Source organism: Agrobacterium sp. LMR679, assembly GCF_027157905.1.
In the GTDB taxonomy this organism is placed as follows: Bacteria; Pseudomonadota; Alphaproteobacteria; order Rhizobiales; family Rhizobiaceae; genus Agrobacterium; species Agrobacterium leguminum.
This window is the reverse complement of the sequence record NZ_JAPVOJ010000001.1, coordinates 877,494-901,560: the sequence shown is the minus strand read 5'-3', so window position 1 is coordinate 901,560 and position 24,067 is coordinate 877,494. Positions and strand designations below refer to the sequence as shown.

Sequence of the window (24,067 nt, the reverse complement as noted above, 5' to 3'; positions counted from 1 at the left end):
ATTTTTTGAACGATGTACGGAGATGAGAACCATGGGTCAGGCAGCACTTGCCGTCGATTATGACGATATTCCGCTTTTTTCTCTCGACGGCGTGACGATGGAAGTGCCGGGCAGGACATTACTGCAGCCGCTGACGGCCAGTTTTGCGACGGGCAAGACCATCGGCCTGATCGGCCATAACGGTTCGGGAAAATCCACGCTGCTCAAGATTCTCGCGCGGATTCAGGAGCCGACGGCGGGCAGGGTCTCATTCGAAGGGAAGGCTCTCGGCGCCTGGGGCAATCGTGAATTTGCGCGAAAGCTCGCCTATCTGCCGCAATATACGCCGGCCGCCTCCGGCATGCTGGCCAAGGAACTGGTGGCGCTCGGCCGTTATCCCTGGCACGGCGCGCTTGGGCAGTTCACCAAGGCGGATCAGGAGAAGGTGGACGAAGCCATCGAACTCACCGACACCGTCGCATTCCGCGACCGGCTGGTGGATACGCTTTCCGGCGGCGAGCGCCAGCGCGTGTGGCTTGCCATGCTGGTGGCCCAGAACGCCGAAAGCCTGCTTCTCGACGAACCCATCTCCGCACTCGACATGGCGCACCAGATCGAAGTGCTTTCGCTGGTGCAGAGATTGTCGCGCGAAAAGGGTCTCGGCGTCATCGTCGTGCTGCACGACGTCAATATGGCGGCGCGCTTCTGCGATGAGATCGTCGCGCTTCATTCCGGCCAGCTTATCGCGCGGGGAACGCCGCAGGAGATCATGACGCCGGAGACGCTGCAGCGCATCTATGGCGTTCGCATGGATGTCATGACCCATGCCGCCACCGGCTTTCCCGTCGCCCTGCCGCTTTGAGGTTGTTGCAGCAAAACAACGGCCGGCAACGCTGGCTGTTGATGGCGATTCCGCACGCATTTCCCGCCCTAACAATGTCTTAATGGCATCCTACCGCCATCAGACATTGTTAACCGTTCCGCTTTCATCGCCTCCAATTAAGTTGTTTTGGATCGATTTCAGGGAACAAACGTTAACAGTGCGGAATTCAATATCCGGAGAGGGCAAGAAGGGCTGCTGCGGGTAGGAATAAAACAGGAGAAAATCAGATGAAAAAGGCTGTTGCCGTAACTTTTGCCGCATTGACGATGGGCCTCGGCGGAACCGCATCCGCCCTCGCTGCCGACCTTGCAAGATATGAGCCGGCTCCGCAGGAGCAGGACGATCGCAACGGCGTCAAAATCGGCTACCTCACCTGCGATATCGGCGGCGGCGTCGGTTACGTTCTCGGCTCGGCCAAGGAACTGGATTGCACCTTCCAGTCCACCATGGGCGCCCGTCGCACCGACCATTACACCGGCGCCATCCGCAAGATGGGTGTCGACCTCGGTTTCACCACGCAGGGCCGTCTGGTCTGGGCCGTTTTCGCCCCGACCGCCGGTTACCACCGCGGTTCGCTCGGCGGCCTTTATCAGGGCGCAACGGCTGAAGTCACCGTCGGTCTCGGCGTCGGCACCAACGTTCTCGTTGGCGGCACGTCCGGCTCCATCCAGCTGCAGACGGTCAGCGTGACCGGCCAGGTCGGTCTCAACCTCGCCGCCACCGGCACTTCCGTGACGCTCACGGCCATGAACTGATCGGCAAAGTGTCCGGCCCTGGCCGGGCATTCTGTCGCATATCAAAAAACGCCCTCTTCGTTGTCAGACGGAGAGGGCGTTGTATTATCCGGGCCATGATTTCCATTTTCAGAAGTGTGGCGGCAGTGACCGCCTGTTCTTTCCTTTTGGCGACAGCCGCTTTTGCCGAGGGCGATGCGGCCCATGGGGAGAAGGTCTTCAGCCGCTGTTCCACCTGTCACAGCATCGACACGCCACGCACCCGCATGGGGCCGCATCTGATGGGTGTCGTCGGCAGGCCGATGGCTTCCGTGGCCGATTACGGCCACTATTCTCAGGCGCTCAAGGATGCCGGCGCAGCCGGCCGGGTGTGGTCGGAGGAGGAACTGCAAAAATTCATCGCCAGCCCGAAAAAGGCGATACCGGGAAATGCCATGCGCTTTTTCGGGCTGTGGAGCGAAACCGATATTGCGGATCTGATCGCCTATCTGAAAACGCATCCCATGCCGCAATAGCGGTCAGAGCGGTGCTTCAGCGATAATCTCTTCCGCTTCTTCGAAGGTCATCTCCATCACCTTCGCGCCGATCTCGAAACTGAAGCCGTTGCGGGCGAAGGCGGAAAATTCCTTGGCGTTGCGCTTTTCGTCCAGTTCGACACGCCGAAACGGCCCGAAGGCGCGCTTACGGGCGAAGATGACGGCTGCGACGAGATCGTTTGTTCCCTGCAACGCGACCGCAGCCGTTTCCCGGGCGACGCCTTTGACCTGAAGTTTCTGCGCGAGCCCGCGTTTCGACTTGCCGCTGCGCAGGCCGCTCCGCACGGCGATTTCCGCATAGGCCGTGTCATCGAGCGCCTTGATGCCATAAGCGAAGGTTACGGCAAATTCGCCGAGCGCCCTGACCTGCGCCGGGCTGATATCCTCGAATTTTTCCCGCGCCTTGCGCATGATGGCGTCGCGCAGCTGCTTTTCCGTCATCATGCGCTGTTCCAGCCGGTAAAGAGCGGAATTGCGGGCCCAGGAAAGCATGCGGCTGGTGGGCTCAACGGCCGGCGCGTCGCCGTCCACGGCCATGTCGTCGGTCAGGAAGGGGCTGGAATCGTCGTTCATTCCGCTTTTATAGCGCGGTGAAGCCGTCTTGCCAGTTCCTTCCCGGCCCGTTTCCTCCGGTTTTTCAGTAGCTCAAGGCGTTTGCGCGCCGGTTGCGGCGACATAGACCGAATAGAGCGATTTCGTCGCGGTGATGAACAGGCGGTTCTTTTTCGGGCCGCCGAAAGTGAGGTTCGCGACCGTCTGCGGCACCCTGATCTTGCCGAGGAGCGTACCTTCGGGGGAAAAGCAGTGAACGCCATCGCCGGCGCTGGTCCACAGATTGCCGGCCGTATCCAGGCGGAAGCCGTCCGGCAGGCCATTGTCGAGATTGCAGAATTCCCGGCCGTTGGTGAGCTTCGCGCTGTCCGCCACGTCGAAGACGCGGATATGGCGCGGGCGGGAGACATCGTGGCTATAGGAACTGTCGGCAACGTAAAGTTTCGTCTCATCAGGCGAAAACGCAAGCCCGTTCGGCTGCACGAAGTCGTCAATCACGATGTCGATCTTTCCGGTTGCGGGATCGAGCCGGTAGACATTGCGGGTCTTCTGTTCCGGCTCGGCCTTGTAGCCCTCGTAGTCCGAAAGAATGCCGTAGGTGGGGTCGGTGAACCAGACACTGCCATCGGATTTCACCACCACGTCATTGGGTGAGTTCAGCCGCTTGCCGCCGTAGCTGTCGGCAAGCACCGTGATGGAGCCGTCGACTTCGGTGCGGGTGACGCGGCGGCCGCCATGTTCGCAGGAAACGAGCCGCCCCTGCCGGTCGCGCGTGTTGCCGTTGGTGAAGTTGGAGGGCTGGCGGAATACCGATATCCCGCCATCCGGCACCCAGCGCAGCATGCGCTCATTGGGAATGTCGCTGAACAGCAGGCAGTTGAGATCGGCAAACCACACCGGGCCTTCGGCCCAGCGGCAACCGGAATAAAGCTCTTCCAATTCGGCATTGCCGACGATCAGATGGCGGAAGCGGTCGTCGTGGATTTCGTAAGGGGAGGTCTTGTCTGTGGTCATGAGCGTGGTCCGCTTGGGGGCTTGTCGTTATGGTTCAGCGCGTGGCCTTGGGGCCGCTTGCCAGAAGAATGACGGAGATGATGATGAGGCCGGTGAGGATGAGGCGGATGCCGGCGCCGAAACCATAGGTATTCAGCATCGAAACCACCAGGAACATGAAGAGCGAAGCGCCCCAGATGCCGGGAACGTTGGAATCGCCGCCCGCCACCGCCGTTCCGCCGATGACGACGACGGCGATGGACATCAGCAGATATTCCGAGCCCATGTTGAGCGCAGCACCGCCGGAGAAGCTGGCGAGCAGATAACCCGCGATGGCAGCAAGCACCGCGCAGAGCACATAGGTGACGAAACGTGTGCCATCCACCGGAATGCCGGTCATGCGGGCGGCAAAGGTGCTCTGGCCGATGGCGGAAATCCAGCGTCCGTAAAACGAGCGGTCGAGCAGCAGCCAGGCGATGACGGAAAGCAGCAGGGCCACGAGGGCGACGTTCGGAATGCCGAAGAAACTTGACGTGGCGAATGTGGCCAATGTTTCCGGCGGCTTGATGCGCAGGCCGCGGTTCGACCAGATGGCGATGGATTGCACGATGAAGCTCATGGAGAGCGTCGCGATGATCGGCGGGATGCGCAGGAGCTTGATCAGCGCATAATTGCCGATGCCGATGGCGATGCCGATCAGGATGGCGATCAGCAGTCCGGGCAGGATGAGACCGTCCGACACATCCATGAATTTGAGCGCCAGCGTGCCTGACAGCGTCATCGTGGCGGGAACGCAGAGGTCGATATTGCCCGGCCCGAGCGTGATGACGAACATCTGGCCGATACCGACGATGACCGAAAAGGCCGCGAAGGTGAGTGCGGCATGCGACAGGCCGAAGGAGCTTGCACCGCCGGTGAAGAGTACCGTGATGATCCAGACCGCAATCGTTGCGGCGAAAGACCAGATCCATGGTTTTCTGGTGAGGGAAGACAGCGCGTTCATTGGTTTTTCTCCCGCTTTTCAAGACGGTTGAGCAGGATGCGCAGCGCCAGCACAATGATGAGGATCGCCCCCTGCGCGCCGATCTGCCAGTCCGGCGAAATGCGCATGAAGGAGAGGAACGAACCGGCAAGCGTCAGCGTCAGCGCACCGATGACCGCGCCGATGGGCGATACCCTTCCGCCGACGAATTCGCCGCCGCCGAGAATGACGCCGGCAATCGAGAGCAGCGTGTAACGCAGCGCGATATTGGCGTCGGCCGATGTCGTCAGCCCGACAAGGGCGATACCGGACAGCACCGCGAAGAAACCTGCCAGCGCAAAGGTGGCGGCGCGAATGCCGACGACCGACCAGCCCGAGCGCTCGACCGAGCGGAAATTGCCGCCGACGCCGCGCATCAGCACGCCGAAGGAAGAGCGCATGACGATATAGTGGGCGACCACCGCAATCAGGATGCTGGCGACGATCGCGATCGGCACGAAAGGCGGTTTTGCCGTCATCAGCGCCCGGATGAAGGCGGGGGCCTGGCCGCCGGGCGAGGGAAGAATGAGAACGGCGAGGCCGCCCCAGACGAAGCTCATGCCGAGCGTGACGACGATGGAGGGCAGGGCGCGGATATGGATGATGGCGCCAAGCAATGCATAGACCGCAATCGCACTGGCAAAGATCGCAATTCCGAGGATGGGCGTGGTTTGCAGGAAAGTGGCGGTCACACAGGCGCAGAAACTGACGAAGGTGCCCATCGACAGATCGAGATCGTTGACCGACATGATCAGCATCTGCGCAATGGTGGCGAGCGCTATCGGCACCGCCAGATTGAACAGCAGGTTCATGCCGGTATAGCTCATGGCGCGCGGCTGCATGTAGAAGACGGCGGCAAGCAGGAAGGCGAGCGAGGCGGCGGGAATGATGAGGCGGAGCGCGTTTGCCGAGAGTTTCATGCGTGGTCTTCTCCGGCAAAGGAGGCGGCCAGCACATTCTGCTCGGTAATGTCGTCACCGACGAGTTCTGCCTGAATGGCGCCGTCGCGGAACACATAGACCCGGTCGCAGAGACGGATTTCATCCATTTCGGTGGAGTACCAGATGAAGGTGCGGCCGTGGGAAGCTTCGGTTCTCAAGATGTCATAGACCTCCTGTTTGGTGCCGATATCGACGCCGCGCATCGGGTCGTCCATCAAGACGGTGCTGGCGGTGGTGGCGAGCGCGCGGGCGAAAAGCACCTTCTGCTGGTTGCCGCCGGAAAGGGAGAGGATCTTGTTGCCCATGTCGGGCGTGCGGATTTCGATGCGCTTTTTCCATTGCGCCCCAAGCTCGGTTTCCTTGGCTCTGTCCACCATGCCTGCGGCTGAAATATCCCTGAGCGAGGCGATGGACAGGTTTTTGAGGATGCTCCACAGCGGAAAAGTGCCGTTCAGGCTGCGGTCGCCCGCCACGAAGGCGATATCGGTCTTGCGTGCGGGCAGCCAGCTATTGTTGCGGGCAAGATAAAGATCGAGAAGCGCTTCGGTCTGGCCATGGCCGCCGAGACCGGCAAGGCCGACGATCTCACCGCGAAAGGCCTCGAAGGCAAGGCCTTCGCCCCGGCGTGCCGGCATGGAAAGCACCTTCTCGCCTGCCTTGCGGCTTTCACCCCGCCGCCTGTCCTGTTCCTTGACGACGCTGCCCATGGCTTCAACCAGCGAGCGGGTGGTGAAGTCGGCGGCCTTCCGGTCGGCTACCACCCGGCCGTCCTTCATCACCACGATACGGGTGGCTGTCGAAAGAATTTCGCCGAGAATATGCGAGATCAGCAGAACCGACCCACCCTCACGCACGAAACGGCGGACATAATTCATCAGCTGCTCGGCGAGACCGGCATCCAGCGAAGAGGTGGGTTCATCGAGGATCACCAGTCTCGGCGCGTTCGGGATGCGGCAAAAATTGATGGCGATTTCCACCATCTGCCGTTCGGCGATGGAAAGTTCGGCGATGGTCAGCTCGCAATCAATGCCGTGGCCTGGAAAAATTTCATCCAGTGTCTGGCGGATCGTCGTCAGCGCACGGCCGCGCCAGTTTCGCCCACCCGTGGCGGCATGCATGATGCGGACATTTTCGCTGATCGTCAGGTTCGGGCAGAGCGACAGTTCCTGAAACACGCAGCGAACGCCGCTCGCGCGCGCGGCGGCAATGCCATGGCGGTTTTCGTTGCCGCCATAGGAAACGGAACCCTCATGCGGCGTCAGCCCGCCATTGATGACGTTGACGATGGTGGATTTTCCCGCGCCGTTATGGCCGACGAGCCCGAGGCATTCCCCCGTGCGGATGACGAGATCGGCCCCATCCAGCGCTCTTACCGCGCCGAACACGACCTTCACGCCGCGCGCAGCGACGACTTCTTCCGCCTCGATGATGTCATTCATGAGCAACTACGCCATTGATGTGAAAATCAGACAATGTGGTGACTATTGCGGCGCCCTTTACGGGAGCGCCGCAATAGTCAGGCTCTGGGCCGATCCGGCCTATTTGGCCGATGCGATGGCCTTCTCAGCATCTTCCTGCGAATATTCAACATTCGCCACGCCGCCCTTCTGGGTCGTCTTCAGATTTTCCTCGAGATTGGCCTGGTCGATGCGCAGGAAGGGCACGGTCAGGTCCTTCTTCACATCCTTGCCGTCGAGGATTTGCTGCGCCACCCAGAAAGCGAGCGTCGAGACGCCGGGGGCGATGGAGACGGACATGGTCTCGTAACCGCTTGCGTCCTTCTGCTGTTTCCACCATTGCAGTTCGTCTTCACGGTTGCCCATGACGATGGTGGGTGTCGGGCGCTTGGCGGCGGCAAAAGCCTGTGCCGCGCCGTAACCGTCGCCGCCCTGCGTCACGACGGCCGCGACTTCTGGAAGGCTCGGCAGAATACCGGCGACGGCCCGCTGCGCCACATCCTGCGCCCAGTCGCCGTTGACGGAACCGACGATCTTGAACTGCGGGTTCTTGGCGACGCCGGCGGCGATGCCGGCGTGGATTTCATCGTCCACCGAAACGCCCGCGAGGCCACGGATTTCGAGCAGGTTGCCGCCCTTCGGCATGGCCTTGGCGAGATAGTCGATCTGGCTTTCGCCCATCGCCTTGAAATCGACCGCGATGCGCCATGCGCAGGGCTCCGTGACGATGCCGTCGAAGGATACGACGGTGATGCCGGCATCGCAGGCTTCCTTTACCGCGCCGTTAAGCGCGGTCGGCGAAGCGGCATTGATGACGATGGCGTCGTAACCCTGAAGAATGAGGTTCTGGATTTGCGCGGCCTGTTCGGTCGCCTGGTTTTCGGCTGTGGTGAAGGCGTCAGCGGCGGCGACCTGCTTGTCGGCAACCGCCTGCTTGGTGATCTTGTCCCAGCTCGTCAGCATCGCCTGACGCCAGGAATTACCGGCATAATTGTTTGAAAGCGCGATTTTTTTGGCCGACGTATCGGCATGAGCGGTGATCGGCAGAGCTGCGCATGCGACAGCGGCCGATGCCAGAAGCATCTTCCTGAAAGCCATTTGATTTCCTCCCTCGTGGCTTGCCCTTTTCGAGCCCGGAATTCTCGCACGCCGCAAATCTCCTCGGCGGCAGGTGGAATTCCTTTGCACTGGAGCTCCTTTCCCCAGTAGAAGCGAGAATGACCAAGAAGATTTGGCTTGTATAGGCGGATCGCGGCAATCTTCCTGCGGGTTTCCGCAGAAAGCTTGCGGGAACCCGCAGGACGAAACGCCACTGCCGGGCGCAGAATGGATGATGCGGCGCCCTAGGGGTTGAATCTTGCCGCGATGGTCGAAGGCAGGCGCTTGGGAGGGCGTCCGCACATGCTGGATACGCCGAAAAGCGCTCTTTTTCATCACTATATGGGCATTTCGCGGCTGCTTGCCGGGCAGCTCGAATTTAATGCCATCATCCAGGCGGTCGCCACCGAGATCAGCCACATCATCCCGCACGACCATATGGATGTCTGCATCAAGCAGCTGGATGACAAATATCACATCGCCTATGAGAGCGGTCTCGTCAGCGCCTGGAGCCGGCAGCCGCCCGCCCTTCTGACCGGTAGCCCGATCCGGACACTGCTGTCAGGCGAGGTGGAATACCTCTTGAGCGGCGACGCCTGCTCCGATCCGCGCTTTCATTTTGAAGGGTCGTTTTCGAGCCCGATCATCGAACTCAACCTGCATAGCCGGCTGCATGTGCCGATGAAGGTGCATGGCGATATCATCGGCGCGCTGAGTTGTTCCTCGCATCAGTCGAACGCCTATACGATGGAGGATGTGGCGAATGCACGCGCGGTCGCGGATTTGCTGGCGCCTTATTTCTACGCCATCCGCGCCGCCGAGCAGGCCAAACGCTCCGCCATCGAAGAGGCGCGCGCCAATGCCCGCGAGGAGGGCCTGCGGCTGGGCGCGCTGCAATTGACCGAGGCGCTGGAGGCCGAGCGGCAGCGCATCGGCATGGATTTGCACGACCAGACGCTGGCGGACCTGACGCGGCTGGCGCGGCGCATCGAGCGCATGAGCCATACCCCCGACCTGTCGGGCGAGATGCTGGAGCCGGTGGTACGCAGCCTGCAGCACTGCATGCAGGATTTGCGCGAGATCATCGAGGAAGCAAAACCCTCGATCCTGCAATTGTTCGGCGTCGTTGAAGCCATCGAAACCTATGTGGACCGCTCCGTGCGCGACAGCGGATCGGCAATCGACTGGTCGGTGACGGATGAGACGGATGGGCTGGTGGAAAAGCTCGACAAGACGGTGGCCATCTCACTGTTCCGCATCGTGCAGGAGGCGGTCAACAACGCCATTCGCCATGCCCAGCCCGAAGAGATTGCCGTGAAACTGACCGCAATCGACGGCGGCTTGCGGGTGACGGTTAGCGACGACGGCAGCGGCGGCGGCGAAGGCGGGGCCTCCGGCGGCCTCGGCATCGGCAATATGAAGACGCGGGCGAGGCTGATTTCGGCGAGATTCGATATTGGCGGCAATGGCACGGGAGCGGGAACCCGCATCACCGTCACCTTGCCGGCAGGCGCTTTCGACCGGCGGGAGGAGTTGTGACATGGATGTGCTGATCGTCGAGGACGATGCGCTGCACCGCGCCTATCTGAACGAGGCGGTTCGTGCCGCGCTGCCGGAATGCGACAAGGTGCTGGAAGCGGCCAATGGCAGAACCGGCGAAAAGCTCGCGCGGGAAAACCGGGCCGCTCACATCGTCATGGATCTGCAGATGAACGAGCGCAACGGCATCGAGGCGGCACGCACCATCTGGAAGGAAAGGCCCGATACCCGCATCCTGTTCTGGTCCAACTATTCCGACGAGGCCTATGTGCGCGGTGTCTCCCGCATCGTGCCGGAAGGGGCCGCCTATGGCTACGTGCTGAAATCCGCCTCCGATGACCGCCTGCGGCTGGCGCTGCGCAGCATCTTCATTGAGGCGCAATGCGTGATCGACCGGGAGGTGCGCGGCCTGCAGGAAAAGAGCCTCGGCAAGGCCCATGGCTTTACCGATTCCGAATATGAAATTCTTGTCGATGTCGCGCTCGGCCTCACCGACAAGGCGATTGCCCGCCGCCGCAACCTGTCGCTGCGCAGTGTGCAGAACCGGCTGCAAAGCCTCTATGAGAAGCTGAACGTGCATCAGGCGGCCGGCGACGACGAGGCGGAAGGCCGGTATAATCTCAGAACCCGCGCCGTTACCGTCGCTTTCCTGCGCAAGCTGTTGAATTACAGCGCGCTGGAAAGAGCCGAGCGAGAGCTGGCGGAATGGGCGGGCGGCCGCTGATCCTCAGGGCAGGAAGGCAAGCAGCCGTCTTTCATCGGCCCTGAGGCCGGAAACGGGCTTTGCCCCGACCTTCAGGATGCGGCCAAGTTTTTTCTGCGCTTTCTCTTCCGTGGCTATATCGAGGACGGCCGGGTGCACATAGCTCTTGCGGCAGATGGCGGGCGTGTTGGAAAGCTCCGCCGCCGCTGCCTGGCACATGCCCTTTATGCTCGGCTTGTCGCCCGCCGCCACATGTTCCATCGCGTTGCAGAAGGCCGCCAAAGTTCCGCCCCAGGTGCGGAAGGTCTTGGCGGAAATGCCTTGCCCGCCGATACGGGAGAGGTAAGCGTTGAGATCGCTGGAATCGACCGAATGCACCCGGTTTTCGCTGTCCTGCCAAACGAAGAGTTCCTTGCCGGGCAGATCGGCGATCTCCTCGAGGATTTTCTGCAGGCGCGGGTGGCGCAATTGCCGTTTCACCTTCTGCCCGCCTTTGGCGGCAAACCGCAACTCGATGGTTTCACCGAAGGAGACGTGCCGCTTGAGCAAGGTCGTTGCACCATAGGTGCCGTTGGTTTCGAGATAGGAGCGATTGCCGACGCGCAGATAGGCGGCATCGAGCAGCAGCGTGAGTGCTGCGAGCGTCATTTCCGGCCCATGATCCTGTTTTTCGATATCGGCGATGGCGCGGCGGCGGATGGCGGGCAGCGCCTTGCCGAAGCTTTTGAGCTGGAAGAATTTCGTCTCGCCCCGGAGCGCATGCCAGTCGGGGTGATAACGATACTGTTTTCGCCCGCGGGCATCAAAGCCGGTTGCCTGCAAATGTCCTGATGGGTCGATGCATATCCACACGTCCTTATAGGCGGGCGGCACACCGAGCGATTTGATGCGCTTCAGCTCGACGCTGTCGGAGAGAAGTTCGCCGCCCGGCAGACGGTAACAGAAACCGCGTCCGCGTTTCTCGCGGGAAATACCCGGCTCCTGATCGTTGACATAGGCAAGTCCGATTTTGGCAAGAAGGCGGGTGGGCGGTTGTGGCATTGTTTTTTCCGGCAGGTTTCACGCTGCGGCAAACGAAAAACAGGCCGCCTTCGTTCCGGCGGCCTGTCGCTCCAATCGTGAGTTTTCTCAGCCGGCCTTTTTAATCAGCCGGCCTTGGCGATGCGCAGAATCTGCGAGTTCCCGCCGCCGCGCTCTTCGGTCACGGCATAGATCGCGCCATCCGGACCGACCTTCACGTCGCGAATGCGCGCTTCCAGCGGCAACCGGCTTTCGGTGGCAACCTTGTCGCCATCGATATGCAGGATGACGAGACCCTGGCTTACCAGACCGCCGACGATGAAAGCGCCCTTCCATTCGGGGATTTGGTCGCCGTCATAATAGGCCATACCGGAGGGGCCGATGACCGGGTCCCAATAATAGACCGGCTGTTCCATGCCTTCTTTTGCGGTAACACCTTCGCCAACCGACCTTCCGCTATATTCGACGCCATAGGTGATGATGGGCCAGCCGTAGTTCAGGCCGGCTTTCGGCATATTCAGCTCATCGCCGCCCTTCGGGCCGTGTTCCACGGTCCAGAGCCTGCCGTCACCATCAAGTGCCGCGGCCTGCAGGTTGCGATGGCCATAGCTCCAGATTTCGGGGAGGGCGTTCTGCTGGCTGGCGAAAGGATTGCCTTCAAAGGCCTTGCCCTGCGCATCGATGCGGAAGACCTTGCCGAGCCCGCTCGACAGATCCTGCGCCTGCACACGCGGCTTCGAATCCGAACGTTCGCCGACAGTGACATAAAGCTCGTTGTTCGGCCCGAAAACGAGGCGGGAGCCGAAATGTTTGTCGCCGTCATAGGTCGGCGTCTGGCGGAAAATCACCGAGACATTGTCCAGCTTTGCCGCGCCTCCCTCCTCGGTCAGTTTTGCCGAGGCTACCGACGTGCCATTGCCGCCATCGCGCGGTTCGGAGAAGGAGAAGAAGATGGTGCGCGATGTTTCGAAATCGGGAGCCAGCGCGATGTCGAGAAGTCCGCCCTGCCCATCGGACGCCACTTCCGGCACGCCGGCGATCGCCGGGCCGGCCTTGCCGTCGGCGACGATATGGATGGCGCCTTCCTTGGCCGCGACGATCATGCGGCCATCGGGCAGAAACTCCATCGACCACAGATGCGGCAGGCCGTCCGCGATGACGGTTTTTTCGACGCGTGGCTGGGTGGCGGCCTGCGGCGCGCGGGTCTGACCCTCAAAAGCCGGTTTCTGATCCGGCGCATTCGGCCGTTTCGTTTCGGCGGCCGGGGTCTGGGCCTGTGCGATACCGGCGAGCGGCACGGCGAGCAGTGCACACAGGATCGTCGAACTCAGAAATCGGTTGTTATGGAACATGGGTCTCCCTTCCATGGTTTACATCAGGCAGAGAACCATTTGGGTAGGATTTCGTTTCCTGCGATAGTTTCAAGAAAACTTGATCACTCCGTGTGCAGGCGGCACGCTCTTTTCTCATCCATGCGAATTCATAAGGAACCGCAAGGCGCAAGCGACGTTTGGCCTCTGTTATACGGAGGGCGCCATGCAGATAATCGATAACAAGACCATTGACGGGAACAGAACCAAGCCGATCCTCAACGTTGCGGAATTCTGCCGGCGTTACCGGCTGGACAAGGCGGAGGAAACCCGGCTCCGAAAGCTGTTCGGCGAGTTCGCCTCGCGGCATGAGCTTTTGATGAATGCGCAGCGCAAGCCGACCTTCCGCTGATCATTCCTCGTCGTCGAGAGATTTTCCGAAGATCATGAAGACATCATAACGGGTGTTCTTACCCATTATCTGATGCGAAGGCTTGCGAATGCCGGGCATCGGCTCGGCGCGCAGGGGCCATTTCAGAACCACCCGCTTCGTCGCATTCTCCAGCGCAGCCTCCATCAGCTCCACCTGATCCGGGTCGGCGCCAACCAGTTCTCTCAGCACCCGCATCTCCTTTTTCACCAGCGCCGTGTTGTGGCGCGGCGGATGCATGGGGTCGACAATCACCACCTCCGGTGAAAGCTCCTTCAGCAGATATCGGGAGTCACCGTGGAGCAGCGTCATGCGCGCTGCCGCCTCGGCATAAGCGCCGCCTGCTGCCAGTGCACGGCGAATGCCATCGGCAAGGTGAGCATGCATGTCCGGCGAGCGTTCGATGAGGGTCACCTCAGCGCCGAGCGAGGCAAGCAGAAAGGCATCCCGCCCGAGCCCGGCCGTGGCATCGACGATCTTTGGCGTGCGGCCTTTGGTGAAACCCGCGGCTTTCGGCAGGGCCTGCCCGCGCCCTTCGCCGGAGCGGAAACGGTGCCCGACCGCGCCGCCGACAAAATCCACCACGAAGCTTTCGTTTTGTTCCTTCATCTTGGACCTCAGAAGGGGCACGGTACGGTATAGGTGACGTCACGGCCATCGGGATGGCGGAACCCGACCTCCTGCGCATGCAGCATCAGGCGCGGCGCAGCGGCGAGCGCTTCGCCTTCGGCATAAAATTCATCGCCGAGGATCGGATGGCCGAGCGCCTTCATATGCACCCGCAATTGGTGGGTACGGCCGGTAAGCGGGGTCAGCGCCAGCCGCGTTGCCGGAAGCGGCAATCGTTCCAGCACCCGCCAAAGGCTCTGCGCCGGCTTGCCGTTCTCGTGGTCGACCCGGTGGCGGGGCTTGTTTTCCGGATCGATGGCGAGCGGAAGGTCCACCTCTCCCGCTTCTCCGGCAACTTCTCCCCAGACCATGGCGACATAGGATTTGCGCGTTTGGCGGTTTTCGAACTGCGACGCAATCGCCGCATGCGCCTTGCGGTTCAGGGACATCAGCACGATCCCTGATGTGTCCTTGTCCAGCCGGTTGATCATCAGCGCTTTCGGAAACTGTTTCTGCACCCGCGTCATCAGGCTGTCCGAAAGCGCCGGATCGCGCCCCGGCACCGATAAAAGCCCGCTTGGCTTGTCGAGCACCAGAAGATCGTCGTCGCGGTGCACGATGGTGAGCCAGGGTTCGAGTGGCGGATGATAGACGGGGTTGGAAAGCTCTGGAGACATGTCGCTTCCTTAGCACGAATTGCGCATTCGGACAGGCGCTAGAGCATTTCCAGGAAAAGTGGACCCCGGTTTTCCGTCCGGAAATGCGCCAAAACAAAGAGTTAGAGTTTTTTCGCTATTCGAAGAAAAGCGAAAAAACTCTAGTCGGGAATATGCAAATTGACGCGCCCGCTGGTCAGGTCGCTGAGAAGACGGGTGAGCCGTTCGGCTTCCTCGGCCGGAACCGAGAGCAGCATATCCGCGCCGGTGCCGGTGAAATCCTCCCTTTCCAGACGCAGGTTCTGGGTGGCGGAAAGGCGTGATTTCACAAGCGCCAGATCGGAGAAAGGGCAGCTCAGCGTCGCGCTGACATAAGCGATGACCGGCGAGGTCTCGCCAAGCCGCAGGCAGGCGGCCGCCGTGCCACCATAGGCGCGCATCAGCCCGCCGCTGCCGAGCAGGATGCCGCCGAACCAGCGGATGACGAGAACGGCGACATTGTCCAGCGCCTGGCCGTCGATGGCCTGAAGGATCGGTTTCCCGGCCGTGCCTGAAGGCTCGCCGTCATCGCTGAAACGATACGTCTGGCCGCTTCGCCAGGCCCAGCAATTATGGTTCGCATCCGGATCGGAATGCGCCGCAAGAAAGTTTTTCGCATCCTCTTCGCCCGTCACCGGCGCGGCAAAGGCGATGAAGCGGCTTTTCTTGATATCCTGCGAAAAGGTGACGGGTCGGTCGAGCGTGAACATGGGCGTTTCAATATCGCATATATTCGCATGCGGAAATCGGTATAAGGCTCGGAATGGCGAAGATGGCGATGGAGAAGGTTTTGAGCGAGGCGAGGCAGGTCGCGATTATCGGCGGCGGACCGGCGGGGCTGATGGCGGCCGAGATGCTTTCGGCCGCAGGCCATGTCGTGACGGTGTTCGAGGCGATGCCGACCGTGGCGCGCAAATTGCTGATGGCCGGAAAATCCGGCCTCAACATCACCCATGCCGAAGATTACGACAGCTTCCGTCACCGGTTCGGCGATGCGGAACCGAGGCTGCGCGCCGCTCTCGATGATTTCACGCCGGATATGCTGCGCGACTGGGCGCAGGGGCTGGGGCAGGAAACTTTCGTCGGCACTTCGGGCCGGGTGTTTCCCACCGTCATGAAGGCTTCGCCGTTGCTGCGGGCATGGCTCGCCCGGCTGGAGGCGCAGGGGGTGACCATCAGGACGCGGCATCGCTGGACGGGTTTTTCCGGCGAGCACCTGGTTTTCGCGACACCGGAGGGCGAGATCATCATCAAGGCCGATGCCGTTCTTCTGGCGCTCGGTGGCGCAAGCTGGCCGCGTCTCGGTTCGGACGCCGTATGGGTTCCGGCGCTGGCGGAGAGAGGCGTGGCGCTTTCCCCGTTCCGCCCCGCCAATTGCGGTTTCGACGTCGACTGGAGCGATGTCTTCCGCGCGCGTTTTGCCGGTGAAGCGGTGAAATCCACCATCACCATTTCGCCGGGCGGAGCCTTTCAGGGCGAATTCGTCATCACGAAGCATGGTATTGAGGGCAGCGTGATCTATGCCCATTCCGCCGCGCTGCGCGACCGGCTGGAAGAGGTGGGCAAAGTATCGCTCGCAATCGATCTTGCGCCGGGGCGTACGGTCGAACGCCTCAGCCGCGATCTGGCGAAGCTCGGGCGCAAGGAGAGTTTTGCAAACCGCATGCGCAAGGCGGCCGGCTTATCGGCGGTGAAGGTCGGGCTTCTGCGGGAAATCTTTCCCGATATCGCGGCCATGCTGGATGAATTCGTCGCCGCGAGAATAAAACATGCGGAGATACCGATTTTGCGGACGAGGCCGATTGCCGAGGCAATTTCGTCCGCCGGCGGTATCGCGTGGAGCGGCCTTGATGAAAACTACATGTTGGAAAAGCTCCCCGGCATATTTGCTGCCGGGGAAATGCTGGATTGGGAAGCGCCCACCGGCGGTTATCTCCTGACCGCCTGTTTCGCCACCGGCAAGGCCGCCGCAAAGGGCATGGCCGCGTCGCTTGAAGGCTCAGCCTGACAAACGTTCAGCCGTGCCTGCTTCCTCACCATGTGCGGTCCTGACGAGGCAGCGCATGATGGCATCGGTGGTGATTGCACCAAGCGCCTTGCCGTTTTCTCCGACGACCGTGGCGCTGCCGACATTTTCCCGGACGAGGGCGCGCAGGCCTTCTTCAACCGTCATGTCCGCATCGAGCTGAAGGCGGGACTGGCCGGCAAATTCCGGCTGCACCACGGCGCCAAGGCGAATGACGCGGCCTCGATTGACCTCTTCCACGAAGGCCTCGATATAGCTGTCGGCGGGCGACATGACGATTTCGGCCGCCGTGCCCTGCTGGATGATTTCGCCATCGCGCAGGATGGCGATCTTGTCGCCGAGCCGCAGCGCTTCGTCGAGATCGTGGGTGATGAAGACCACGGTCTTCTTCAGTTCTTTCTGCAGTTCCAGCAGCACCGTCTGCATATCGACGCGGATGAGTGGATCGAGCGCCGAATAAGCTTCATCCATCAAAAGGATTTCGGCATTGTTGGTGAGCGCGCGGGCGAGGCCGACGCGCTGCTGCATGCCGCCGGAGAGCTGGTTGGGATAATGGTTGGAGAAACCTTCCAGCCCCACGCGCCTGATCCAGACCTCTGCCCTTTCTTCGCGCTCGCGTTTGTCGACGCCCTGCACCTCGAGGCCATAGACGACGTTTTGCAGCACGTTGCGGTGCGGCAGCAGCCCGAATTTCTGGAACACCATCGCCGTCTTGTGGCGGCGGAATTCCAGCAGATCCGCTTCGTTGAGGCGACACACGTCCGTGCCGCCATAGAGGATTTCGCCGGCTGTCGGGTCGATCAGCCGGTTGACGTGGCGGATCAGCGTCGATTTGCCCGAGCCGGAAAGGCCCATGATAACGGTGATCTGCCCGCCCGGCATGGTGATGTTGATATCACGCAGGCCGAGCACATGGCCATGTTTGGCGTTGAGATCGGACTTGGACATGCCGGCCTTGACGGGTTCGACATAGTCTCCCGCCTTGGGGCCGAAAATCTTGTAGAGGCTGCGAATTTCGATCGATTGACTAGCCATGCGCCACTTCCCGGTGTTTTTGCAGGCGAAGGCCATAGGCCTGGCTGATGCGGTCGAAGATGATGGCGATGCCGACGATGGCAAGCCCGTTAAACACGCCGAGCGTGAAATACTGGTTGGCGATGGCCTTCAGCACCGGCTGACCGAGGCCCTGAACGCCGATCATGGAGGCGATGACGACCATGGCGAGCGCCATCATGATGGTCTGGTTTATGCCGGCCATGATGGTGGGCAGTGCGAGCGGCAGCTGCACCTTGAAAAGCTTCTGGCGCTTGGAAGAGCCGAAGGCGTCGGCGGCCTCCAGCACGTCGCGGTCGACCATGCGGATGCCGAGGTTGGTAAGCCGGATCATCGGCGGAATGGCATAGATGACGACGGCGATGACGCCGGGCACGCGGCCGATGCCGAGCAGCATGACGACGGGAATGAGGTAGACGAAACTCGGCATCGTCTGCATCACGTCGAGAACGGGATTGACCACGCTCTGCAGGCGGTTGGAGCGCGCCATGGCGATGCCGATGGGCAGGCCGACGACGATGGACAGCACGGCGCAGACGAAGATCATCGAGACCGTCTTCATCGTGTCTTCCCACATGCCGAACCAGCCGATGGCGAAGAGAATGCCGCAACAGAGCGAAACAATGGTGGCGCTGCGGCTGCCGAACCAGGCGAGCGCGCCGACAATAAGAATAACGACCGGCCAGGGTGCGCCGATCAAAAGCCTTTCCGCCCAGATGAGGAAGCTCTGAAGGGGGGTAAACAACCCTTCGATTGCGCCGCCATAGGTTCGGGTGAAAGCCCGGAACCCCTCGTCGATGACTTTTTCTAGCGCGCGCAGAGCATCGTCATTCATGGTCGGAAATTTGAAAAGCCATTCCATATCCTGTTCTCCATGACGAACCGGAGGCGGGGATCGATATCCTCCGCGCTCCGGGAGTAAAATCGTCAGAGCGCCGCGCATCCTTCTGGATGCAGGGCGGAACGCTCTGTTGAACCGGCGCATCGTCACCGGAAAGCCGGGAGGCATTCCAGGGCCGGTGCGGGCGCGGCGTCGCCGCTGGCGGACGCCGGTTGCCGGGCAGATATGTAAGGACCGGCTGTTAAAGGGCGGCCTTGACCTTTTCCGCGACCTCGGGAGAAACCCAGCCCTTCCAGAGAGCTTCGTTTTCCTTCAGGAACTGCTTGGCGCCATCTTCGCCGGTCGCCTGGTTATCCGTCATCCAGGCGATCAGCTTGTTAACGGTCGCGTTGGTCCAGGCGCGCTTGTTCAGATAGTCCATGGCGGGGCCGGCACGGTCGGCAAAGGACTTGCTGACCAGCGTCTGCACGTCGTCCACCTGCCATGCGTTCGGCTTCGGGTCCGGACAATCGGCAACCGAGGTGCAACGCTTCCATTCGGCCGCGTCATAGTTGGTGCCGAATTCGAGCTTTACCATCTCGTATTTGCCGAGCAGCGAGGTGGGCGCCCAATAATAGCCGACCCATGGCTGCTTGGCTTCGTAAGCCTTGGCGATGGAACCGTCGAGACCTGCGGCGGAGCCGGTGTCGACGAGGGTGAAGCCCGCCTTTTCGCCGCCGAAAGCCTTGAAAAGCTGCGCGGTGACGACAGTGCCGCCCCAGCCCTGCGGGCCGTTGAACACGGCGCCCTTGGACTTGTCTTCCGGCGAGGGGAAGAGTTCGGGGTGTTTGAAGAGATCCGGAATGGTCTTGAGATCGGGGTTGGCCTCGGCGAGGTATTTCGGAATCCACCAGCCCTGAACAGCGCCATCGGAAAGGATTTTTGCGGCCGCGACCACTTTGCCGCCTTCAAGACCCTGCTTGACGATTTCCGGCTGCAGGCTGACCCAGGCCTCGGGCGCGATATCCGGCTGGCCTTTTTCGGCCATGGAGGTCAGTGTCGGCACGGTGTCGCCGGTCACGATTTCGGCGGAGCACCCATAGCCCTTTTCAAGAATGAACTTGTCCAGGTTCGCGGCAACTTCGGCGGATTGCCAGTTCATGCTGGCGATTGTCACGTTTCCGCAGTCGGCAGCATAGGCTGCGCCGCCTGAAAAGGCGAAGCCGGCGGAAAGAATTGTGGCACCCAAAAGTATTTTCATTGTTGTTCCCTCTGGTCGCGGTGTGGCGAAGACCCGGGCGCTGACGGCACCGCGACCGCCAGCACCCTTATTGAGGCTTAATAATTCCTTTGTCGCCATCCCGTTTGCGGCAATTTCTGGCGTATTGAGGATGCCAATTGTCAAACGAAGGCGGGGTCGCAGGGATATATTGGAGAAATTTCTCGCACGAAGGTCCTGAAATGTCTGATGGTTTAGCACTCGCCTTGCGACATTTACGCCGTGATGGAACTTTTTCAATTTTCTGAAAAGCTTGGGAACAATAAGCGGAAGTTTCTGTTTTCTTGGACTTTTATCCTGTTCTGTATTACGGGAGATTTTCTCTCGGTTTTTGTGGTGATGTTGAATGACCAATCTTGGTGCTGCGCCGGTATGGCCGATCGGTGGCGGTGAAACGGGTGAGCTTGTGCGCCGCTTCGACTGGTCGAAGACATCGCTCGGTCCTATTTGCGAATGGCCGCAAAATCTGAGGCAAAAAGCCAATTCCGTCGTCAATTCCCCCATTCCGCAGGTGCTGATGTGGGGCAGGGATCATGTGATGATCTATAATGACGGCTATGCGGAGATCGCCGGCAATTATCACCCGCGGGCGCTGGGCGGAACCGTGCCCGGCATCTGGCCGGAAATATGGGACTGGAACAGCCGCATCCTCGAAGCCGGTTTTCGCGGTGAGGTCATGGCCTATCGCGACCAGCCGATGACGCTGATGCGGCATGGCCTGCCGGAAGAGGTGATCTTCGATCTGTTCTACACGCCGATCTATAATGAGGGCGGCACCGTAGACGGCGTTTTATGCACCGTGCTTGAAAATACCGACAAGGTGAAGGCCGTGGAGGCGCTGGAGCAGAGCCGCAAGGAACTGAGCCGGCTTACCAATGCCCTGCCCATTCTGGTCGGATATGTCGACCGTGATTACGTTTATAAATTCGCCAATGACGGCTATCTGGAATGGTTCGGCCGCCGCGCCGAGGACGTGATCGGCCGCAGCGTTCCCGAAATCGTCGGCGAGGCGTTTTTCGAGGCCCGCAGGGCCTATCTCGACCGCGCACTCAACGGCGAGAAGATTGTTTCGGATACCGTGATCAGCAGACCGGACGGCAGCACGCGCGCCGCCGAAATCCGCTATGTTCCGCGTTACATTGCCGATGGCTCCATCGACGGCATCTATGTGCTGATCATCGATATCGAGGAGCGCAAGCGCTCGGAGCGGGAAATCCTCATCAGCAACAATCGTTTCCGTGCTGCGGTGGATGCCGTGCACGGCGTGCTGTGGACCAACAGCGCCGAAGGAATGATGCTGGGCGAACAACCCGCCTGGAGCGCCTTGACGGGCCAGACTCCGGAAGAATATCGGGGTTTTGGCTGGGCGGATGCGGTCCATCCCGACGACAGGCAGGGGTCTGTCGACAGCTGGAACAAGGCGGTCGCGGAAAAGTCGACCTATATCTGGGAACATCGGGTGCGCCGCCATGACGGCGTCTACCGCACGTTCGCGATCCGTGGCGTGCCGATTTTCGACAAGGCCGGCGCCATCGCCGAATGGGTCGGCGTCCATACGGATGTCACCGAGCAGCGGCGGGCCGAAAACACCCTTAAGGAACATGCGAGCAATCTCGAACGCGAAATTCGCCACCGCATCCGGGCGGAAGAGCAGCTTCGGCAATTGAACGAGAGCCTCGAGGCGCGTGTCGAGGCGGAAATGGCCGAGCGCCGCCAGACCGAAAAGGCGCTGCAGCAGGCGCAGAAAATGGAATCCATCGGCCAGCTCACCGGCGGCGTGGCGCATGATTTCAACAATCTGCTACAGGTGATCGCCGGCAATCTGCAATTGCTGTCAAAGGATGTGATCGGCAATGAACGTGCGGAGCGGCGGCTGGAAAATGCGCTTGCCGGCGTTCATCGCGGCGCAAAGCTGGCCAGCCAGCTTCTGGCCTTCGGCCGCCGCCAGGCGCTGGAGCCGCGCGTCATCAATATCGCCCGTTTCGTAACCGGCATGGACGATCTGCTTCGCCGCTCGCTCGGCGAGGCGATCGAGGTGGAGGTCATCACCTCGGGCGGTCTCTGGAACACCTATGCCGACCCCAACCAGGTGGAAAACGCTCTTCTCAATCTGGCCATCAATGCGCGCGACGCCATGGAAGGGCAGGGCAAGCTGACCATCGAGGTCGGAAATGCGGTTCTCGACCGCGATTATGCCCGCAAGCACTCGGAAGTTTCGGCGGGGCAATATGTGATGCTCGCCGTCACCGATACCGGCTCTGGCATGTCGCCGGAGATTCTCGAAAAGGTCTTCGAGCCGTTCTTCTCGACAAAACCGGAAGGCAAGGGCACCGGCCTCGGGCTTTCGATGGTTTATGGTTTTGCGAAACAGTCCAGCGGCCACGTCAACATCTATAGCGAGGTGGGGCAGGGTACGACGGTGAAGATGTATCTGCCGCGCTCCGCCGCCGATGAGGACAGGGAAGTGGTGATGCCGACCGGCCCCGTGGAGGGCGGCACGGAAACCATTCTTGTGGTGGAAGATGACGAGGAAGTGCGCAACACCGTCGTCGAGACCTTGAGCGATCTCGGTTACCGCGTGCTGACCGCCCGCGATGCGCAGGCCGGTTTGACGGTGGTGGAAAGCGGCATTCCGATCGATGTCATCTTCACCGACGTGGTAATGCCCGGACCGCTGAAAAGCCGGGAAATGGCGCGCCGCGCGCAGGAACGGCTGCCCAATCTCGCCGTTCTCTTCACCTCGGGTTATACTGAAAACTCCATCGTGCATGGCGGCAAGCTGGATGCCGGGGTGGAGCTGCTTTCCAAACCCTATACGCGCGAAGCGCTGGCGCGGCGCATTCGCCACGTCATCGCCAACCGCAAGCAGGTTTCGTTGTCGAGAGCGCGGCCGACATCTGCGCCGGGTTCTTCGAAACTTTCCGAACCGGTCAGGGCAGCCGAAAATCAAAACCGGTCCATACGCGTTCTTCTGGTCGAGGATGACGAGTTGATCCGGATGAATTCGACGGAGATGCTGTCGGAGAGCGGCTTTGCCGTCGTCGAGGCGGGAAATGCGGCGCAGGCGCTGAAGGCTATCGAAGCGGATCAGATCGATGTTCTCGTCACCGACATCGGCCTGCCCGACATGAAGGGCGGCGAACTGGCGGTGGAGGCTCTGCGCCGCAAGCCGGGGCTTGCCATTGTGTTTGCGACGGGAGACAGCCATTTGCCGGAAGGAGCGCCGGCAAGCGCGGTTCTCTTGACCAAGCCCTATGACGAACAGCAGATCGTCTCCGCCGTTGAACAGGCCCATACGGGCAAGTCGGTGGCGGCCGAATAGGCCGCCTTGCCGCCGGCTCAGTAACCGCGGGCCATGTCGACCGTCTCCGGCAGCCCGCCCGTTTCCCGCCATGTGCGGACATTGCCGGCGACGATCCGGGCCGAACTTTCCCGGCTTGTCGGCGCGGAAATATGCGGCAGAACCGTAACTTTTGGGTGTTGCCAGAAGGCGGAAGCGGCGGGCAACGGCTCCTGCTCGAAGACATCGAGAACGGCATGCGAAAGCCTGCCGGAATCAAGCGCCGCAATCAGGTCATCGGCGACGATGACCGCGCCGCGGGCGAAATTGATGAGCGCCGCGCCCTGTTTCATTGCGGTGAGACGGTCGGCATCGAGAAGACCGCGCGTCGCATCGGTAAGCGGCACGAGGCAGACGAGAATGTCGCTTTTTTCCAGCAATGCCTGCAGCCCGTCATAGCCGGTCAGCGTTTCCACGCCCTCTATCGCCTTGGCCGAGCGGCTCCAGCCGGCGACGTTGAAACCCGCATGGATGAGGCGCTCCGCCGCAGCCGTGCCGAGCGCCCCGAGGCCGAGGAGACCGACGGTCATCTCGCCGGGGTGGCGGTAGTCCAGCTCCTGCCAGAGCGCCTTTTTTTGGTTTTCGCGATAGGCGGGCATGTCGCGCTGCAGGTAGTAGGTCCATGCCAGCACGGCTTCGGCCATCACGCGCGAAAGCTCCGGGTCCTTCAGCCGAACGATGGGGGAGCCTTGTCGCCCAGCTCCAGCACCAGCCGCTCGACACCCGCCCACAGGCTGTGGATCCATTTGAGGCCCTGAAGAGCGGCGATATCGGCGGGATCGGGATTGGCGACGATGGCAAAGTCCACTGCCCGTCGCTGCTCGTCCGTCAATTCGGAGAAGGAGAGGATGTCCTCCTGCGGCATGGCGGCGCGCAGCACCTGTTTCCAGACGGTTTCCGTTTCCGCATTCATCCGTGAAACAAAGGCGATGGGTGATGGCATGGGACTGATCCTGCTTGCGATTTTAGCTTCACGCCATCAATGCGCAATTTCGGCGGGTAATGCCATGGGTGGAATGGGGGAATTTGTGATTCTTCCGTCATGCCGG

The 24,067-nt window shown here is 61.1% G+C and carries 22 protein-coding genes and 1 pseudogene; 8 read left to right on the top strand and 15 right to left on the bottom strand.

The features are described 5' to 3' along the window. Positions 1 to 31: 31 nt before the first annotated feature. The 3 genes from O3W47_RS04215 to O3W47_RS04205 all read left to right on the top strand — a co-directional run bounded on the left by O3W47_RS04215 (position 32) and on the right by O3W47_RS04205 (position 2,111). Entirely contained in the window at positions 32 to 841 is an 810-nt protein-coding gene (locus O3W47_RS04215) for an ATP-binding cassette domain-containing protein (RefSeq protein WP_035263594.1), read from the top strand. Positions 842 to 1,089: 248 nt separating this feature from the next. Continuing rightward, positions 1,090 to 1,617 carry a DUF992 domain-containing protein gene (locus O3W47_RS04210; protein ID WP_003522107.1) on the top strand — a complete coding sequence of 176 codons (528 nt, stop codon included), beginning with the start codon at positions 1,090 to 1,092 and terminating at the stop codon, positions 1,615 to 1,617. A gap of 95 nt (positions 1,618 to 1,712) precedes the next feature. Beyond that, positions 1,713 to 2,111, top strand: a complete 399-nt coding sequence (locus O3W47_RS04205) for a c-type cytochrome (RefSeq protein WP_262531938.1) — start codon at positions 1,713 to 1,715, stop codon at positions 2,109 to 2,111. Positions 2,112 to 2,114: 3 nt separating this feature from the next. On the opposite strand, the gene recX is transcribed toward O3W47_RS04205, so the two are convergent. From recX to O3W47_RS04175, 6 genes are all read right to left on the bottom strand, one after another. Continuing rightward, positions 2,115 to 2,705, bottom strand: a complete 591-nt coding sequence (recX, locus tag O3W47_RS04200; protein ID WP_269313069.1) for a recombination regulator RecX — start codon at positions 2,703 to 2,705, stop codon at positions 2,115 to 2,117. A 72-nt stretch (positions 2,706 to 2,777) separates the two neighbouring features. Further along, positions 2,778 to 3,698 carry an SMP-30/gluconolactonase/LRE family protein gene (locus O3W47_RS04195; RefSeq protein ID WP_269313068.1) on the bottom strand — a complete coding sequence of 307 codons (921 nt, stop codon included), beginning with the start codon at positions 3,696 to 3,698 and terminating at the stop codon, positions 2,778 to 2,780. Positions 3,699 to 3,732: 34 nt separating this feature from the next. Beyond that, a complete protein-coding gene (locus O3W47_RS04190; RefSeq protein ID WP_269313067.1) occupies positions 3,733 to 4,680 on the bottom strand; it encodes an ABC transporter permease in 948 nt (315 codons plus the stop codon). Continuing rightward, positions 4,677 to 5,618 carry an ABC transporter permease gene (locus O3W47_RS04185; protein ID WP_269313066.1) on the bottom strand — a complete coding sequence of 314 codons (942 nt, stop codon included), beginning with the start codon at positions 5,616 to 5,618 and terminating at the stop codon, positions 4,677 to 4,679. Before O3W47_RS04185 ends, O3W47_RS04190 begins: the two co-directional genes overlap by 4 nt. Further along, on the bottom strand, positions 5,615 to 7,078 hold the full coding sequence (locus tag O3W47_RS04180) for an ATP-binding cassette domain-containing protein (RefSeq protein ID WP_269313065.1): 1,464 nt from the start codon (positions 7,076 to 7,078) through the stop codon (positions 5,615 to 5,617). Before O3W47_RS04180 ends, O3W47_RS04185 begins: the two co-directional genes overlap by 4 nt. 99 nt (positions 7,079 to 7,177) lie before the next feature. After that, complete coding sequence (locus O3W47_RS04175) at positions 7,178 to 8,194, bottom strand: ABC transporter substrate-binding protein (RefSeq protein WP_078053674.1); 1,017 nt, start codon at positions 8,192 to 8,194, stop codon at positions 7,178 to 7,180. 303 nt (positions 8,195 to 8,497) lie between these two features. Here O3W47_RS04175 and O3W47_RS04170 point away from each other — a divergent pair, with 303 nt between their 5' ends. Next, a complete protein-coding gene (locus tag O3W47_RS04170; RefSeq protein WP_269313064.1) occupies positions 8,498 to 9,733 on the top strand; it encodes a GAF domain-containing sensor histidine kinase in 1,236 nt (411 codons plus the stop codon). Between the two features lies 1 nt (position 9,734). Beyond that, complete coding sequence (locus O3W47_RS04165) at positions 9,735 to 10,457, top strand: response regulator transcription factor (RefSeq protein ID WP_135398672.1); 723 nt, start codon at positions 9,735 to 9,737, stop codon at positions 10,455 to 10,457. A 3-nt stretch (positions 10,458 to 10,460) separates the two neighbouring features. Here the strand turns inward: O3W47_RS04165 and O3W47_RS04160 are convergent, their stop codons facing one another. Then, positions 10,461 to 11,477, bottom strand: a complete 1,017-nt coding sequence (locus O3W47_RS04160) for a DNA topoisomerase IB (RefSeq protein WP_269313063.1) — start codon at positions 11,475 to 11,477, stop codon at positions 10,461 to 10,463. Between the two features lie 104 nt (positions 11,478 to 11,581). Further along, positions 11,582 to 12,808, bottom strand: a complete 1,227-nt coding sequence (locus O3W47_RS04155) for a PQQ-dependent sugar dehydrogenase (protein ID WP_269313062.1) — start codon at positions 12,806 to 12,808, stop codon at positions 11,582 to 11,584. A gap of 184 nt (positions 12,809 to 12,992) precedes the next feature. Between O3W47_RS04155 and O3W47_RS04150 the strand changes: the two genes are divergently transcribed. Next, a complete protein-coding gene (locus O3W47_RS04150) occupies positions 12,993 to 13,178 on the top strand; it encodes a hypothetical protein (RefSeq protein WP_149743367.1) in 186 nt (61 codons plus the stop codon). Here the strand turns inward: O3W47_RS04150 and O3W47_RS04145 are convergent, their stop codons facing one another. The 3 genes from O3W47_RS04145 to O3W47_RS04135 all read right to left on the bottom strand — a co-directional run bounded on the left by O3W47_RS04145 (position 13,179) and on the right by O3W47_RS04135 (position 15,210). Then, the gene (locus O3W47_RS04145) at positions 13,179 to 13,805 is read right to left on the bottom strand and encodes a class I SAM-dependent methyltransferase (RefSeq protein WP_080819912.1); all 627 of its coding nucleotides are present in this window, start codon (positions 13,803 to 13,805) and stop codon (positions 13,179 to 13,181) included. A gap of 8 nt (positions 13,806 to 13,813) precedes the next feature. Further along, positions 13,814 to 14,482, bottom strand: coding sequence for a pseudouridine synthase (locus O3W47_RS04140; RefSeq protein WP_137005245.1), 669 nt, complete (start codon positions 14,480 to 14,482; stop codon positions 13,814 to 13,816). Positions 14,483 to 14,622: 140 nt separating this feature from the next. Further along, on the bottom strand, positions 14,623 to 15,210 hold the full coding sequence (locus tag O3W47_RS04135) for an IMPACT family protein (RefSeq protein ID WP_080857664.1): 588 nt from the start codon (positions 15,208 to 15,210) through the stop codon (positions 14,623 to 14,625). A 53-nt stretch (positions 15,211 to 15,263) separates the two neighbouring features. On the opposite strand from O3W47_RS04135, the gene O3W47_RS04130 reads away from it, so the two are divergent. After that, on the top strand, positions 15,264 to 16,508 hold the full coding sequence (locus tag O3W47_RS04130; protein WP_269313061.1) for a TIGR03862 family flavoprotein: 1,245 nt from the start codon (positions 15,264 to 15,266) through the stop codon (positions 16,506 to 16,508). Here the strand turns inward: O3W47_RS04130 and O3W47_RS04125 are convergent. The 3 genes from O3W47_RS04125 to O3W47_RS04115 form a co-directional block, all read right to left on the bottom strand. Then, the gene (locus O3W47_RS04125) at positions 16,500 to 17,561 is read right to left on the bottom strand and encodes a quaternary amine ABC transporter ATP-binding protein (RefSeq protein WP_127758324.1); all 1,062 of its coding nucleotides are present in this window, start codon (positions 17,559 to 17,561) and stop codon (positions 16,500 to 16,502) included. The two genes, O3W47_RS04130 and O3W47_RS04125, sit on opposite strands and share 9 nt — an antisense overlap. Further along, on the bottom strand, positions 17,554 to 18,441 hold the full coding sequence (locus O3W47_RS04120) for an ABC transporter permease (protein WP_269313060.1): 888 nt from the start codon (positions 18,439 to 18,441) through the stop codon (positions 17,554 to 17,556). The genes O3W47_RS04125 and O3W47_RS04120 overlap by 8 nt, the downstream gene beginning before the upstream one ends. Positions 18,442 to 18,661: 220 nt before the next feature. Next, on the bottom strand, positions 18,662 to 19,660 hold the full coding sequence (locus O3W47_RS04115) for an ABC transporter substrate-binding protein (RefSeq protein ID WP_135398656.1): 999 nt from the start codon (positions 19,658 to 19,660) through the stop codon (positions 18,662 to 18,664). 364 nt (positions 19,661 to 20,024) lie between these two features. Here O3W47_RS04115 and O3W47_RS04110 point away from each other — a divergent pair, with 364 nt between their 5' ends. Further along, positions 20,025 to 23,000 carry a PAS domain-containing protein gene (locus O3W47_RS04110; RefSeq protein WP_269313059.1) on the top strand — a complete coding sequence of 992 codons (2,976 nt, stop codon included), beginning with the start codon at positions 20,025 to 20,027 and terminating at the stop codon, positions 22,998 to 23,000. 17 nt (positions 23,001 to 23,017) lie between these two features. On the opposite strand, the pseudogene O3W47_RS04105 reads toward O3W47_RS04110, so the two are convergent. Continuing rightward, positions 23,018 to 23,961 (bottom strand): annotated as a pseudogene (locus O3W47_RS04105) (2-hydroxyacid dehydrogenase). Positions 23,962 to 24,067: the final 106 nt, after the last annotated feature.